The organism is Allobosea caraganae (assembly GCF_003351345.1).
GTDB lineage: Bacteria > Pseudomonadota > Alphaproteobacteria > Rhizobiales > Beijerinckiaceae > Allobosea > Allobosea caraganae.
The window spans coordinates 211099-226275 of sequence record NZ_QQTO01000001.1 but is presented as its reverse complement, the minus strand read 5'-3'; the positions used below and the strand labels follow the sequence as shown (position 1 = coordinate 226275).

Sequence of the window (15177 nt, the reverse complement as noted above, 5' to 3'; positions counted from 1 at the left end):
GCGCGCGTGAACGCTTACTCCAACGCCCCCACCGCCGCTTCCACCGCCGCCACGATCGACCCGTTCCGCACCAGCTCGATCGCCTGGTTCATCTCGCTCGCGTACCAGCGGTCGCCGTCGAGCGCGGGCGGGATCGTCTCGCGCAGCGCCTCAAACGCGGCTTGCGTGCCCTTGCCGAGCGGATGATCCTTCGCCGTCTCGGCGATCAGCGAGAGCGCCTGGCAGGCCATCAGGATCTCCATGGCGATGATCATCTCGGTGTTCTCGACCACCGTGCGCGCCTTGCGGCCGCACCAGGTCGAGTTCGAGACATGGTCCTCGGCATTGGACTTGCCCGGGATCGAATCGACCGAGCCGGGTCCCGACAGCGTGCGATTCTCCATCACCAGCGCCGACATCGAGCATTGCACCGTAGCGAAGCCGGTGTTGAGGCCGCGCTTGCCGGCGAGCAGGTTGCGCGGCAGGCCGTAGCTCAGCGTCGGGTCGACGAGGCGGGCGAGACGGCGCTCGCAGATCGAGCCGAGATCGGTCATCGCCATGGCCAGCAGGTCCATCGCCTGCGCAACGTACTGACCGTGGAAATGCCCGCCGGAGATCACGGTATAGCTGCCGCTCTCCTCGAAGATCAGCGGGTTGTCGGTCGCCGAATTGGTCTCGGTCGCGATGATGCGGGAGACGTAGTCCAGCGCCTCGCGGGCCGGGCCGTGGACCTGCGGGGTGCAGCGCAGCGAATAGACGTCCTGCACGCGCGGCGCCGGCGGCTTGCCTGCGGTGCGGCCAATCTCGTCCGGGTAGATCGTCTCACGGGCCGAGGCCGAGCAACGCTTCGAGCCCTGCGTGATCTTGACGATATTGCGGGCGACCAGCCCCTGGCCGGGATGCGGGCGGGCGGCATGGACGCGCGGATCGAAGGCGGCGAGCTCGCCGCGCATCGCCTCCAGCGAGAGCGCCATCGCGACATCGGCCGCCTTGACCAGCCGCTTGGCATCCTCGCTCGCCAGCACGCCGAGCGCCAGCGAGACGGTCGAGCCGTTGATCAGGGCGGAGGCATCCTTGGCGCCGAGCGCGAATTCCGGCGTCAGCCCGGCCTTGGCGAGGGCGTCGCGCGCCTTCATCCGCTTGCCCTTGTAGACCGCCTCCGCCTCGTCGAAGCCGCAGACGGCCGCCGACATGTGCGCCAGCGGCGCGAGGTCGCCGGAGGCGCCGACCGAGCCCTTCTGCGGGATGACCGGGTGCACGCCGGCATTGAGGCAGGCGAGCAGCCGCTCGACCAGCTCGACGCGCGGGCCGGAATAGTTGGAGGCGAAGGCGTTGGCGCGCAGCAGCATGGTGGCGCGCGTCACGTCCTCGGCGAAGGGCTCGCCGATGCCCGTCGCATGGGCGTAGACGCTCTTGCGCTGATACTCGGTCATCTCCGACATCAGCACGCGCTGGTCCTTGAACAGGCCGACGCCGGTGTTGAACGAGTACATGAAGGGCGCATCGTCGGTCATGAAATGCGCGTCGATATGGGCGCGCGTCGCCGCGATGCGCTCGCGGGCGGCGGGAGCCAGGCTCGCCTTCTCGTAGCGGCCGGAGGGGCCGGGCCTCGCGACCTTGAGAACCTGCTTGCCCTTCAGCGTGCGCCCGTCGATCGAAACAGCCATTCCGGTCCCTTCCACGTGATGATGCCGCCTCCTCTCACGAGGCAGGCCGCAAAAGCAATCTCCGGGCCTTGATGGGTGAGGTCAAGATTTCGCATTGGCAGGAATGGGTGGGATGCCGCATGGTCCGCCGCCCGCTCACGTGCAACGGACCACCTGCGACCATGTCCCGCCAGATCGACTACTTCTTCACGCTCTCCTCGCCCTGGGCCTATCTCGGCCACGCCGCCTTCGTCGAGACCGCGACCCGCCATGGCGTCGAGGTCAGCTATCGGCCGATGCCGGTGCGCGCCGTGTTCGACGAGACCGGCGGGTTGCCGCTGCCGAAGCGCCATCCGGCCCGGCAGCGCTACCGGCTGGTGGAATTGCAGCGCTGGCGCCAGCGCCGCGGTCTGCCGCTCTCCCTGCAGGCGAGGAGCGGGTCCTTCGATCCGTCGCTGGCCGACCGCCTCGTCATCGCGATCATCGCCTCGGGCTCCGATCCCGACGCCTTCCTGCGCCGCGCCTTCCATGCGCTCTGGGCTGATGCGCTTGACCTTGCCGACGAGGCGGTGCTCGCCCGCCTGGTCGCAAGCGTCGGCCTGGACGCCGAGCCGCTGCTGGAGGCCGCCGCGGCCCCAGCGAGCCATGAGCGCTACGAGCAGAATCGGATCGAGGCCATCGCCGCCGGCGTTTTCGGCGCTCCCAGCTACATCCTCGATGGCGAGTTGTTCTGGGGCCAGGATCGCGTCGAGCTGCTCGACGAAGCCCTGAGCGAGGGGCGCGCGGCCTATCTGCCGCAGCGCGTGCGGGACGACACTCAACCCGCGACACCGCGGACCATTTCGCGCTAGGTTCGTCTCCCGTAGGACGAAGGCGTTGCAGGAGACCGCCATGGACTACGAGACATTCTTCCGCGGGGAACTCGATTCCCTGCGCAAGGAGGGGCGCTATCGCGTCTTCGCCGATCTGGAGCGGCTGGCCGGCCGCTTTCCGCGCGCGCTCTTCCATGGCGAGGCCGGGCCGCGCGAAGTCACGGTCTGGTGCTCGAACGACTATCTCGGCATGGGCCAGCACCCGGACGTGCTGAAGGCGATGCATGAGGCGCTCGACGGCAATGGCGCCGGCGCCGGCGGCACCCGCAACATCGGCGGCACCAACCATTATCACGTGCTGCTGGAGCGGGAGCTGGCCGACCTGCACGGCAAGGAAGCCGCGCTGCTGTTCAACTCCGGCTACATGTCGAACTGGGCCTCGCTCTCGACGCTCGCCTCGCGCCTGCCCGGCTGCGTCGTCCTGACCGATGCGCTGAACCACGCCTCGATGATCGAGGGCATCCGCCATTCGCGGGCGGAGAAGCTGATCTTCGCCCATAACGACCCTGACGATCTCCGCCGCAAGCTCAGGACGGTCGATCCTTCCAGGCCGAAGCTGATCGCCTTCGAGTCGGTCTATTCGATGGATGGCGACATCGCCCCAGTCGCGGAATTCTGCGACATCGCCGACGAATTCGGCGCCATGACCTATATCGACGAGGTCCATGCCGTCGGCCTCTACGGCCCGCGCGGCGGCGGCATCAGCGAGCGCGAAGGCCTGACCGATCGCCTCACCCTGATCGAGGGCACGCTGGCAAAGTCCTTCGGCGTGATGGGCGGCTATATCGCCGGCTCCGCGGCGCTCTGCGATTTCATCCGCAGCTATGCCTCCGGCTTCATCTTCTCCAGCTCGCTGCCGCCGATGCTGGCCGCCGGCGCGCTGGCCGCGATCCGCCACCTCAAGGCGAGCTCGGCCGAGCGCGAGCGCCAGCAGGATCGCGTCTCCGCACTGCGGACGCGGCTCGACGCGGTCGGCATCCCGCACCTGCCCAATCCGAGCCATATCGTGCCGGTCATGGTCGGCGATGCCGTGCTGTGCAAGGCGATCAGCGACGAACTGCTGGAGCGCTTCGACATCTACGTCCAGCCGATCAACTACCCGACCGTGCCGCGCGGCACCGAGCGCCTGCGCATCACGCCCTCGCCGCTGCACTCCGATGCCGACATCGCGCATCTGGTCGGCGCGCTGACGGCGATCTGGGCCAAGGTCGGGCTGAAGCGGGCGGCCTGAGGCCGGCACGGCGCGTTTCGAGTTGCCGGGATGAGATGGAATTCGACTAACGCTCGAATTTGAGCGATCGGCTTGACCTGCGCTTCAGGCTCTTTCGCAACGGAGCCGAAGCATCTCACCACTATAATCCAAGCTCATAGCTTCGGCTCCATGTCGAAACCTTGGGTTTGGGGGACAATGATGATCGCAGTCGATGTGGACGGCATGCAGCCGTCGCAAATGCTTAAGCCGATCTACTCGCTTCAGGAATTGCTGCCGTCTCCGAAGCGGGCGGCGGCGAACCCCGTCACCGCAGCCGATCGCATGGTGGCCTGGGCAGCCAGCATGGATTTGCCTGCCGTCTGCGAGACGGAGGTCCTGCCGCGGCAGCGGCGCCGCGCCCCTGCCAAATCGGCGAAGCCGGCCAAGGCGGTTTCCTCGTCCCGTTGATTTGCCTCGCCGGCTTCCGGCCGTGACCTCCGGGTATTTCCGGAGATTACGGCGTCTGTCGGTCGTATTCCGCTCGTAATTTTGGGCTCCTCCGGCCGCTATTGACAATAAATGTCACCACTCGGTGGCTTATGGTTTTCTTAAGAAACGAAAAGCATAAAATTTTAGCGATTACTCTAGATATTGCCTTACTATATTTCAAAACGAAACTGAAGTAACCGAGCTCTATGCTTCACGATCTTACCCGCGGCCTCTCCATCAAGGCCGCATCTATTGGGAGAAGATCATGGCGGTTGAAGGCACCGGCAGCGCCTCTCGTTTGGCGCCGCCCAGATTGGCGGATGCGCAGGCCAATTCCGCGCCAGCGCAGCAGCGTCCCGCAGCCGCACAGCCCGGGGCGAACGAAACTCAATCGGCCCCGCTCGATCCGCCGATCGTGCTGCAGTTGAACGACAGCCCGCCCAGGTTCGCGCCGGTCAACACGCGGGACCAGGTCTCGCTCGGCCCGCTTACCGACTCCGCGCTCTCCGAGGAGGTCGCGACCTTGCTGGCCGCGCGGACCCGCGACCTGCTCTCCAGCCAGACAGCGTCGCTGACCAACCAGCCGTCGCAGACGATTCTAAGCCTGTTCCCGAACTAAGGGCTTGCCGGAGCGGCAGGCTTTAAACCGCCGCCAGCGCCTGCTTGAGATCGGCGATCAGGTCGTCGGGATGCTCCAGGCCGATCGAGAGCCGGATCAGCCCGTCGCCGACGCCCATGCTAGCGCGCACCTCGGGCGAGAAGCGCTGATGCGTCGTCGTCGCCGGGTGGACGATCAGGCTCTTGGCATCGCCGAGATTGTTGGAGATGCGGATCAACCTGAGCGCATTGAGCAGCCGGAAGGCCGCGTCCTTGCCGCCCGCGACCTCGAAAGCGACCAGCGTCGAGGGCCCGCTCATCTGCCTGGCGATGATCTCCGCCTGCGGATGGCCGGGATGGCCGGGGAAGGTCACCTTGGGCAGCTTGTCCTGGCCGAGCAGCCAATCCGCGACGATCCGGGCGTTCGCGGCCTGCTGGCGCACCCGCAGCGGCAAGGTCTCCAGCGCCTTCAGCATCACCCAGGCGTTGAAGGGCGACATGGCCGGGCCGGTCTGGCGCAGGAAGGTCTGGATCTCCGGCTGGATCAGCGCCTCCGGCCCGACGATCAGCCCGCCGAGACAGCGGCCCTGGCCATCGATGTGCTTGGTGGCGGAGTAGACGACGAGATCGGCGCCGAGTTCGAGCGGGCGCTGGAAGAGCGGCGTGGCAAAGACGTTGTCGACGATGAGCTTGGCGCCGACCTCCTTGGCGAGCGCGGCGACGGCGGCGATGTCGATCACCTCCAGCGTCGGGTTGGCCGGGCTCTCCAGGAAGAAGACCTTGGTGTTGGGCCTGACAGCCCTGCGCCAGGCCGCGATGTCGGGGCCGTCAACCAGCGTCGACTCGACGCCGTAGCGCGGCAGATGGTCCTCGACGACATAGCGGCAGGAGCCGAACAGGGCCTGGGCTGCGACGACATGATCGCCGGCCCGCACCAGGCTCATCAGGGCGGCGGTGACGGCGGCCATGCCGGTCGCGGTGGCGCGGCAGGCTTCTGCGCCCTCGAACGCGGCCATGCGGGCTTCGAGCATGGCGACGGTCGGGTTCGAGAAGCGGGCGTACTGGAAGCCCGGATCCTTGTTCAGGAAGCGCGCCTCGCATTGCTCGGCGCTGTCATAGACATGGCCCTGCGTCAGGAAGAGCGCCTCGGAGGTCTCGCCGAATTGCGAGCGCAAGGTGCCGGCATGGACCAGCCGCGTCTCGGGATGCAGCGCGGCCGCGTCCACCTGGAAACCTGACATGAACTGAACTCCGCCGTTCGTTATAACGGATACGGGGAATATCAGCTTCGCATCCGTTCGTAAAGACGAACGAAAATTCCTCTGGAATGGACGGGCTTAGTCCATTGTCGGCGCCAGCGGCGCGGCGCGGCCGAGGGGCTTGAGGAAGCCGGCGAGGTCGGCGGTGACGTGGTGGACATGGCCGGCCTCGACCGCGACCTGCTCCCAGGCCTCGCGGAACGGATCGGGCGTGCGCGGGATGATCAGCACCGTCTTCATGCCGAGCGCGCTCGGCACCAGCAGGTTCTTCTCGATATCCTCGAACATCGCGGCGCGGCCGGGATCGACCGCATGCTTTGCCAGGAAATTCTCGTAGGTCGCGCGCTCGGGCTTGGGCACGAAGCCGGCCTGGACGATATCGAAGATGTCCTCGAAATGACCGAGGATGCCGAGCTTGCCGGCGACGTTCTCGGCATGGCCGCGCGAGCCGTTGGTCAGGATCAGCTTGCGGCCGGGCAGCGCCGCGATGGCGTCGCCCAGCGTCGGATTGGGCTCGAGCAGGGTCAGGTCGATCTGGTGGGCAAAATCGAGGAAGTCGTCGGGATCGACGCCATGCTCCTCCATCAGCCCCTTCAGCGTCGTGCCGTAGCGCTGGTAATAATATTTCTGCAGCGCCCGCGAGGACAGGCCATCGAGCCCGAACAGCTCGGCGAGGAACAAGGTGATGCGCTCATCGACCTGCGGCCAGACCTTCGCCTCATGTGAATAGAGCGTGTTGTCGAGGTCGAAGATCCAGTGGTCGACGTGCGCAAAGGCCGCCTGCTCGGGAAGGAGCGGGACGGAAGCAGGAAATGTCGCGTTCTGGTTCATGGCTTGGGGCATGTCATGTGGCGATGCCATCATGACATGCAAGACTCTTGCAAAGTTATTTCGAAGGGGATGGACCCCTGTCCGAAAGTAGTTCTGCCCATGCCGTCATGCTCGCCCTTGTGGCTGGTATCCACGTCTTGAACGGTGCCCGCGATAGGCGAAGGCGTGGATGGTCGGCACAAGGCCGACCATGACGTGGGAGGGCGGCCTCGCCCTCAGCGCCGGATGATCGTGCCCGCGCCCGTATCGGTGAAGAGCTCGATCAGCACCGCATGCGGCACCTTGCCGTCGAGGATGACCACGGCCTCGACGCCCTTTTCCAGCGCGTAGATGCAGGTCTCGATCTTCGGGATCATGCCGCCCGAGATGGTGCCGTCGGCGATCAGGCGGCGGCACTGCTCGACGGTGAGCTCCGAGATCAGGTTCTTGTCCTTGTCGAGCACGCCGGGCACGTCGGTGAGCAGGAGCAGGCGCTTGGCGTTGAGCGCGCCCGCGATCGCGCCCGCGAAGGTGTCGGCGTTGACGTTGTAGGTCTGGCCGTCGGCGGCGGCGCAGACCGGCGCCAGCACCGGGATGAGCTCGGCCTTCAGGATGGCTTCGAGTACGCTCGTGTTGACCGTCTCGGGCTCACCGACATAGCCGAGGTCGAGCACCTGCTCGATCTTGGAATCGGGGTCGACGATGGTGCGCGTCACCTTGCGCGCAGTCACCATGTTGCCGTCCTTGCCGCAGAGCCCGACCGCCCTGCCGCCCTCGCGCGAGATGTAGCCGACGATCTCCTTGTTGACCGAACCGGCCAGGACCATCTCGACGATGTCGACCGTCGCCTGGTCGGTAACGCGCAGGCCCTGCTTGAACTCGGACTTGATGCCGAGCTTGTCGAGCATGCGCGCGATCTGCGGCCCGCCGCCGTGGCAGACCACCGGCTTCAGGCCGGATTGCTCCAGGAGCACGATATCCTCGGCGAAATCCTCGGCCGTCGCGGCATCGCCCATGGCGTTGCCGCCATATTTGATCACGATCACTTCCTGATCGTAGCGCTGCATGTGCGGCAGCGCCTGGACCAGGAGCTCGGCGGATTGCGACGGCGTCAGGTTGGCGGCGGGATCGGTCATCGGGCAGGCTCCGCGAGGGCGCGCGCGTCCGGCGCGCCGGCGCCTTCTAGAGCATGATGCCGGAAAGTGGAAACCGGTTTTGCGACGGCTCAGTTGCGCGGTGCGAACACGGCCGCGCCTGCGAGCGCGAGCCAGCCGCCCAGCATGAACCAGCCGCCGGTCGGCGCGGCGCGCGGGAACAGCGCCTCGTTGGCGAAGCCGCGCCGGGCGAGGTCGGCGGCGAACAGGGCCGCCCCAAAAATCAGCGCCGAGATCGCCAGCCGCGCCGCGAGATCGGCGAGGAAGCCGCCCTTGCGCGCGGCAGTCGCGCCCAGCACCGCCGAGGCATGGAAGAGCAGGATCTGGCCGGCGGTCTGGACATTCGCCGTGCCGGTGACATGGGCCGCCGCAGCGAGCAAGGCTACGCCGGCAAAGCCCATCAGGGCGGCGAGGGCGAGGTGGATTTTTGTGGCGGTCATGGCCGGCTGGTCTTGGTCCCTGGTCGCCGGGCTTGGCCGGCTGCGTGGGACCGAGAGGCGTCGAAGGGCCGCGTGAGGTCAAGGATGCGGGGGCGTGACGTGGTGACGCGACCGCGTCATGCTCCACGCTACCCTCGCCTCAGCGCGCGCCGCTCCGGTTCGTGCAGTTCATGAACGCCATATGCGCCGGCGTTCCGCGTCTCGCCGAGACCCAGCGCTTGCGGCCGGGGCGATGCGGGTCATCATAGACCCGCCCACCATTCTCGACGGCACATGTGCAGGAATGGCTATTCTTGAAACTGCGGCATTCAGGATGCGCACGTGATTGCGCCGAAGCATTCGACGACAGGCCAATGGCGCACAGCGCGCTGAAGCCCAAAATAGAGACGTATTTCATCTTACGATCGCCCCAATACGTTTCTTATACGACTTACGTATCCCGAGATGCGGTAAAAGTAAAACTTACCTATAGGCATCCCGGCTGACGTTACGGACTGCCGTTAGCAGCGCTCCGCCAGCACGCGCCCAATCGCGGCCCGCAGCTCCGGTATCCCGAGCCCCTTGTCGCTGGAGGTCAGCAGCACCTCGGGAAACGCCGCCGGGCGGCGCTTGATCTCGTCATAGGTCGCCTCCAGCATGAACTGCTGGTCGGCCTTCTTGATCGCGTCGCCCTTGGTCAGCACGACCTGATAGGACACGGCCGCCTTGTCGAGCGTCTCCAGCACGGCGCCATCGACGTCCTTGATGCCGTGGCGGGCGTCGATCAGCACGTAGACGCGCATCAGGTTGGAGCGGCCGCGCAGGTATTCGTGGATCAGGTTGGTCCAGGCCGCGACCTTGTCCCGTCCGACCGCGGCATAGCCATAGCCGGGCATGTCGACGATGGTCAGGCGCTCGTCATGGCCGACCTGGCGGAAGAAATTGAGCTGCTGGGTGCGGCCGGGGGTGTGCGAGGTGCGCGCCAGCGCGTTGCGGCGGGTGATCGCGTTGATCAGGCTCGACTTGCCGACATTGGAGCGGCCGGCGAAGGCGATCTCATGGCCGACCATCGTCGGCAGGTCGTCGATCTTGGTCGAGGCCCAGACGAAGTCCCACGGGCCCTCGAAGAGCTTGCGGGCGGTTTCGATCTCGTCGTCGGTGAATGGCGTCGGGGTGCTGCTGGTCATCGCCCCTGCCTACACGGCGGCGCGCAGCGCGTCGATGTCGACTGATGCGATCACGCTCAGATTGCGCGCGATCTTCTCAGGCTCCCAGTCCCACCAACGGATCGCCAGCAGTTCGGCGACGATCTCCGGCGGGAAGCGCAGCTTCACCACCTTGCCGGGATTGCCGACCACGACCGCATAGGGCGGCACGTCGCGGCTGACCTGCGCCCGCGTGCCGATGATGGCGCCGTCGCCGACCGTGACGCCCGGCATGATCACCGCCTCGCGGCCGATCCAGACGTCGTTGCCGATCACGGTGTCGCCGCGATGGCTCAGCGTCTCCGGCGTCAGCGGCGGCGCACCTGCCATGCCGAACATGGCGAAGGGAAAGGTCGAGAAGCCGCCCATCGGGTGGTTGGCGCCGTTCATGATGAACTGCGCGGCCTGGGCGATCGCGACGAACTTGCCGATGATCAGCCGGTCGCCGACGAAGTCGAAATGGTAGCGCACGCAGCGGGCGACGAAATGCTCCGGGCCGCGCGAGTCGTCATAGTAGCTGTAGTCGCCGACCTCGATCAGCGGATGGTCGACGATCGCCTTGAGGAAGGCCGTGCCTTTCCAGCCGGGGATAGGGTGGCGCGTAAGCGGATCGGGAAGCGGCATGGGGCGTCCTTCGCACAGGAGCCGAAAACGCAAAACCCCTCTCCGGTGGGAGAGGGGTTTTTCGGATGGCGGGGTCGGGCGGCCTACTTCGCCTTGTTGCTGTTCGCCGGTTGCGGCGCGCCTGGCGCGGCAGGCGGCTTCTTGCCGAACATGCCCTTGAGATTGTCGAACAGCTCGATCTTCACGCCCTGGCGCTTCATGATGTAGCCCTGCTGGGTCACCGAGAGCAGGTTGTTCCAGCTCCAGTAGATCACCAGGCCGGCCGGGAACGAGCCGAGCAGGAAGGTGAAGAACACCGGCATCCAGGTGAACATCATCTTCTGCACCGGGTCCGGCGGCTCCGGGTTCATCTTCATCTGGACGAACATCGTGATGCCCATGATGATCGGCCACAGGCCGAGATGCAGGAAAGTGGGCGGCGTGAAGGGCAGCGCGCCGAACAGGTTGAAGATGTTCGACGGATCGGGCGCGGCCAGATCCTTGATCCAGCCGAAGAAGGGCGCCTGCCGCATCTCGATGGTGATGAACAGGATCTTGTAGAGCGCGAAGAACACCGGGATCTGCAGCAGCACCGGCCAGCAGCCGGCGAGCGGGTTGATCTTCTGGGTCTTGTACAGCTCCATCAGGGCCTGCTGCTGCTTCATCTTATCGTCGGCATAACGCTCGCGCAGGGCGACCATTTCCGGCTGCAGCGCCTTCATCTTCGCCATCGAGGCGTAGGACTTGTTGGCGAGCGGGAAGAACAGGCCCTTCAGCAGCAGCGTGACGACCAGGATCGCGATGCCGAAATTGCCGACATGCTTGTAGATCCAGTCCATCACGAAGAAGAGCGGCTTGGTGATGAAATAGAACCAGCCCCAGTCGATCAGCAGCTCGAAGCGCTTGATGCCGAGGTTCTTCTCGTAGCCGTCGACCGCCGCGACTTCCTTGGCGCCGGCGAAGAGGCGGCCATTGGAGGCAGCCGAGGCACCCGGCGCGATGGTGATGGCCTCGCCGAGGAAGTCGGCCTGGTAGGTGCGGGCCGAACCGGTCTGGACCGAGGAATAGCGGCCCTCGTATTTGCGCGCCTGGTCGGGCACGACCGCGGCGGCCCAGTACTTGTCGGTGATGCCGACGAAGCCGCCGACCGCGTCCTTCCAGACCTTGCCGTTGGTGCCGGCCGAGAGCAGCGGCTCCTTGTCGATATGGTCGTAGGTGTATTCCTGCAGGCCCTGCTCGCCGAGATTGCCGATCAGGCCCTCATGCAGCACGTAATAGCCCAGCGTCGCCGGCTTGCCGTGGCGCACGACCTGGCCGAACGGGAACAGCGTGACCGGCGCCGCGCCCTTGTTCTCGACCTCGTCGCGGATCTGGAACATGGCGTTGTCGTCGACCGTGATGATGCGCTTGAACAGCAGGCCCTGGCCGTTGTCCCAGGTCAGGGTCAGCGGCTTGGCCGAGTTCAGGACCTGCCCGTCGGCGGTCCAGACCGTGGTCACGCCCGGCAGCAGCACGTTGGCGCCCGGCGCCGCGACCCAGCCGAAATCGGAATAATAGGCGTTGGGTCCGCCGAGCGGCGAAAGCAGGATGATGTTCGGGCTGTTGGGGTCGACGGTCTCGCGATAGGCCTTGAGCGAGACGTCGTCGATGCGCGCGCCGGTGAGTGCGATCGAGCCGGAGATCTTCGGCGTGTCGATGCGGACGCGCGGGCTGCGGGCGAGCGCCTGCTCGCGGGTCTCGACGGCGGGCGTCGCGGGCACGGCGGCGCCGGGAGCGGCAGCGCCGGCCGGCTGGCCGGGCGCGGCGCCCGGGGCCGGCACCGAGGTCGAGCCCGCCGGCACGTTCTGGGTCTGCGTCTGCTGGTTCTGCTGCGCGATCTGGCGCTGCTTCTCCATTTGCGGCACGCCGTAGAAGAACTGCCAGCCGAGCAACACGACCACCGAGAGCGTGATCGCCAGAATCAGGTTGCGGTTGTCTTCTTTCATCATGATCGGAAACAGGTCTCGCTGACGCTGACGCGGGCTACTTGGATTGCGGGCGCGCGCTGCCGGCGGGCGCGCGTCTCGGATCGCTCGGCTTGCGGCCGGGCTTGACGGGTCTGGCGCGATCGAGCGCGACCGAAAGGTCGGCGATCAGCGTCTTGAAATCGGTGGTGAGGCACTCGCGGCGCGCGACGACGACGAGGTCGACATCACGGGCCGTCTGATCGGCCAGCGCGGCCTTGGCGGCTTCGCGCAGGCGGCGGCGGATGCGGTTGCGCTCCACGGCGTCGCCGACCTTGCGCGAGGCGGTGAGGCCGAGGCGCAAGCCGTCGCGGCCGTCCTCGCCTCCGGCGTCGCGCACCTGCGCGGTGAAGGCAGACGAACGAAAACGGCGGCCATGCGCGGCCGCCGCCAAAAACTCTCTGCGTTCGGTCAGACGGGCGAGGCGCATGGCGATTGGCCAGTCTTCCGGAAAGGGCGCGCGATGATCACGCGCCTGCTGTTCAGGCCGAGAGGCGCTTGCGGCCATGCGCCCGACGGGCGGCGATGACCTTGCGGCCACCCTTGGTCGCCATGCGGGCGCGATAGCCGTGGCGGCGCTTGCGAACCAGCTTGCTGGGTTGATAGGTTCTTTTCACGGTCCGTCTCCGGGGCCTTGTTCAGCCCGCCCGCCGCAGCGCCCCCAGGGGACGTCCGGCCAGCCGAGCCTGTCATGCAAAAGGTCGTCGCCGCCGGTAAGGGCTGCGCAAGTCGCGGGCTTATGACGGAAGGCCCGGTTCAAGTCAATGCCGAAGGCGCATCCTGCGACGATGCCGCGCGGGAGCCTCATAGCCTGCTTGCGCTCGCCAAACATATACACGATATAGCGCCCGGGAGGTTGGCGAGGGACGTCTCACTCGCCAACCCGGTCAGGTCCGGAAGGAAGCAGCCGTAACGAGACCGAACGGGTCTTCGTCCAGCCTCCCACCTTAGCGGTCGCGCCACGTGTCAGTATCGCCACCAACTTCGGCGATCGGCCGTTGACCCTCGCGCGCCGAACCGCCAAACCAGAACCATGAGCGACGAGACCACGACAGCGCCCCCAGCCGACGAGCCAGGCTTTCCCGGCCTGTCGCCCGCGCCTGCGCCGGCCCAACCTGCTGCGCCAGCCCAGGCGGGCGCCGCCTACCGCGTCCTCGCCCGCAAATACCGCCCGGCCCATTTCGGCGACCTGATCGGCCAGGACGCGATGGTGCGCACACTCACCAACGCCTTCGCCGCCAACCGCATCCCGCAGGCCTGGATGCTGACCGGCGTGCGCGGCGTCGGCAAGACCACCACCGCCCGCATCCTCGCCCGCGCCCTGAACTACCAGACGCCGGACGGCAGCAGCGGCCCGACCACCGACCTGACGAATTTCGGCGTGCATTGCCGCGAGATCATCGAGGGCCGCCATATCGACGTGATGGAGATCGACGCCGCCTCCAATAACGGCGTCGACAACATCCGCCAGATCAACGACGGCGTGCGCTATGCCCCGGTCTCGGCGCGCTACAAGGTCTACATCGTCGACGAAGTGCACATGATGACCGGGGCGGCGTTCAACGCCTTCCTGAAGACGCTGGAAGAGCCGCCGCCGCACGCGAAATTCATCTTCGCCACCACCGAGATCCGCAAGGTGCCGGTGACGGTGCTCTCGCGCTGCCAGCGCTTCGACCTGCGCCGCGTCGATGCCGGCCTGCTCGTCGGCCACCTCGGCACCATCTGCCGCGCCGAGGGCGTCGATGCCGAGGAGGAGGCGCTCGCCGCCGTGGCGCGTGCCGCCGAGGGCTCGGTACGCGATTCGCTCTCGATCCTCGACCAGGCCATCGCCCACGCCGCCGGCAAGATCACGCTCGAGGACGTGCGCTCGATGCTCGGCCTCGCCGACCGCGCCCGCGTCATCGACCTGTTCGAGGCGGTGATGAAGGGCGACATCGCCGCCGCCCTGAACGAGTTGCGCGCGCAATACGATGCCGGCGCCGATCCGGTCGTGGTCCTGACCGACCTCGCCGAGTTCACCCATCTGGTGACGCGGCTCAAGCTCGTGCCGGAGGCCGCCAGGGATAACGGCCTCTCCCAGGCCGAGCGCACCCGCGGCGCCGATTTCGCCGGCCGGCTCTCGGTGCGGGTCCTTGCCCGCGCCTGGCAGATGCTGCTGCGCGGCATGGCCGAGGTGAAGCAGGCCGACAGGCCGGTGATGGCAGCCGAGATGGTGCTGGTGCGCCTCGCCCATGCCGCCGACCTGCCGACGCCGGACGAGGCGATGCGCCTGCTGCGCGACGGCGCCGGCTTGGGCGGCGGTAATGGCAACGGCAATGGCGGCTCGGCCCCGCGCCCGCCCTCCGGTGGCGGCAATACCGCGCTGGCGGCCCGGCCGGTGCTGGCCAGCGCCAATCCTGATCCCGTTCCCGCAGCAGTGCCCCGCGCCCTGGCTGGGCCGCAGATCGCGACGCTGGAAGACCTCGTCGCGCTCGCCTCGCAGCATCGCGACATCACGCTGAAGCTGGCGCTGGAGCGCGACGTCCGTCCGGTGCGCTTCGAGCCCGGCCGGATCGAGTTCGCGCTCGCCTCCTACGGCTCGCGCACGCTCGCCAACGACCTGTCGCGCCGGCTGAAGGAATGGACCAACCAGACCTGGATCGTCGCGGTCGTCAATGCCGAGGGCGGCGCGACCCTGCGCGAGCAGGCCGAGGCGGCGAAGGGCCAGCGCGAGAGCGATGCCGCCGCCCATCCTGCCGTCAAGGCGGTGCTGGAGCGCTTTCCCGGCGCGCGCATCGTCGATGTCCGCGATCCCCGCGCGGTCGCGGCCGATGCGACCGCTGCAAATGCGCCCGACGATGAATACCTGCCCGATGCCGAACCGCTCTTCGACGATAGCGAGCCGGATTTCGACGGCATCGATTTCTGAATGCTTGTCCCGGAAAAGTGGGAACCGGTTTTCCGATCAGG

The 15177-nt window shown here is 67.0% G+C and carries 16 protein-coding genes and 1 other RNA gene; 6 read left to right on the top strand and 11 right to left on the bottom strand.

Annotation, left to right across the window (positions count from 1 at the left end):
* Positions 1-14: 14 nt before the first annotated feature.
* Positions 15-1646 (bottom strand): HAL/PAL/TAL family ammonia-lyase, encoded by a 1632-nt coding sequence (locus DWF00_RS01065; RefSeq protein WP_114828681.1) that lies wholly within the window; start codon positions 1644-1646, stop codon positions 15-17.
* 161 nt (positions 1647-1807) lie between these two features.
* On the opposite strand from DWF00_RS01065, the gene DWF00_RS01060 reads away from it, so the two are divergent.
* The 4 genes from DWF00_RS01060 to DWF00_RS01045 all read left to right on the top strand — a co-directional run bounded on the left by DWF00_RS01060 (position 1808) and on the right by DWF00_RS01045 (position 4797).
* A complete protein-coding gene (locus tag DWF00_RS01060) occupies positions 1808-2476 on the top strand; it encodes a 2-hydroxychromene-2-carboxylate isomerase (protein WP_114852989.1) in 669 nt (222 codons plus the stop codon).
* A 40-nt stretch (positions 2477-2516) separates the two neighbouring features.
* A complete protein-coding gene (gene hemA / locus DWF00_RS01055) occupies positions 2517-3728 on the top strand; it encodes a 5-aminolevulinate synthase (protein ID WP_114828679.1) in 1212 nt (403 codons plus the stop codon).
* A gap of 177 nt (positions 3729-3905) precedes the next feature.
* Entirely contained in the window at positions 3906-4157 is a 252-nt protein-coding gene (locus tag DWF00_RS01050; RefSeq protein ID WP_114828678.1) for a hypothetical protein, read from the top strand.
* Positions 4158-4443: 286 nt separating this feature from the next.
* Positions 4444-4797: a hypothetical protein gene (locus tag DWF00_RS01045; protein ID WP_147283669.1), complete on the top strand. Its 354-nt coding sequence runs from the start codon at positions 4444-4446 to the stop codon at positions 4795-4797.
* 22 nt (positions 4798-4819) lie between these two features.
* Here DWF00_RS01045 and DWF00_RS01040 read toward each other — a convergent pair whose 3' ends face one another.
* The 10 genes from DWF00_RS01040 to rpmH form a co-directional block, all read right to left on the bottom strand.
* Positions 4820-6016 carry an O-succinylhomoserine sulfhydrylase gene (locus DWF00_RS01040; protein WP_114828676.1) on the bottom strand — a complete coding sequence of 399 codons (1197 nt, stop codon included), beginning with the start codon at positions 6014-6016 and terminating at the stop codon, positions 4820-4822.
* A gap of 96 nt (positions 6017-6112) precedes the next feature.
* On the bottom strand, positions 6113-6865 hold the full coding sequence (locus DWF00_RS01035) for a pyrimidine 5'-nucleotidase (RefSeq protein WP_114828675.1): 753 nt from the start codon (positions 6863-6865) through the stop codon (positions 6113-6115).
* Between the two features lie 215 nt (positions 6866-7080).
* Complete coding sequence (argB, locus tag DWF00_RS01030; protein ID WP_114828674.1) at positions 7081-7980, bottom strand: acetylglutamate kinase; 900 nt, start codon at positions 7978-7980, stop codon at positions 7081-7083.
* An 89-nt stretch (positions 7981-8069) separates the two neighbouring features.
* Positions 8070-8438: a DUF423 domain-containing protein gene (locus tag DWF00_RS01025; RefSeq protein ID WP_114828673.1), complete on the bottom strand. Its 369-nt coding sequence runs from the start codon at positions 8436-8438 to the stop codon at positions 8070-8072.
* A 139-nt stretch (positions 8439-8577) separates the two neighbouring features.
* Positions 8578-8835, bottom strand: a complete 258-nt coding sequence (locus DWF00_RS28945; RefSeq protein ID WP_147283668.1) for a hypothetical protein — start codon at positions 8833-8835, stop codon at positions 8578-8580.
* Positions 8836-8938: 103 nt separating this feature from the next.
* Positions 8939-9604, bottom strand: a complete 666-nt coding sequence (yihA, locus tag DWF00_RS01020; RefSeq protein WP_114828672.1) for a ribosome biogenesis GTP-binding protein YihA/YsxC — start codon at positions 9602-9604, stop codon at positions 8939-8941.
* Between the two features lie 9 nt (positions 9605-9613).
* The gene (locus DWF00_RS01015) at positions 9614-10246 is read right to left on the bottom strand and encodes a CatB-related O-acetyltransferase (RefSeq protein WP_114828671.1); all 633 of its coding nucleotides are present in this window, start codon (positions 10244-10246) and stop codon (positions 9614-9616) included.
* An 83-nt stretch (positions 10247-10329) separates the two neighbouring features.
* Positions 10330-12210 (bottom strand): membrane protein insertase YidC, encoded by a 1881-nt coding sequence (gene yidC, locus DWF00_RS01010; RefSeq protein WP_114828861.1) that lies wholly within the window; start codon positions 12208-12210, stop codon positions 10330-10332.
* Positions 12211-12247: 37 nt separating this feature from the next.
* Positions 12248-12736: a ribonuclease P protein component gene (gene rnpA, locus DWF00_RS01005; protein ID WP_114828670.1), complete on the bottom strand. Its 489-nt coding sequence runs from the start codon at positions 12734-12736 to the stop codon at positions 12248-12250.
* On the bottom strand, positions 12711-12845 hold the full coding sequence (gene rpmH / locus DWF00_RS01000) for a 50S ribosomal protein L34 (RefSeq protein WP_038364779.1): 135 nt from the start codon (positions 12843-12845) through the stop codon (positions 12711-12713). Before rpmH ends, rnpA begins: the two co-directional genes overlap by 26 nt.
* Before the next feature lie 233 nt (positions 12846-13078).
* Here rpmH and ffs point away from each other — a divergent pair.
* Positions 13079-13175, top strand: an RNA gene (gene ffs / locus DWF00_RS00990) — signal recognition particle sRNA small type.
* Between the two features lie 86 nt (positions 13176-13261).
* Complete coding sequence (locus tag DWF00_RS00985; RefSeq protein ID WP_114828669.1) at positions 13262-15136, top strand: DNA polymerase III subunit gamma/tau; 1875 nt, start codon at positions 13262-13264, stop codon at positions 15134-15136.
* Positions 15137-15177: the final 41 nt, after the last annotated feature.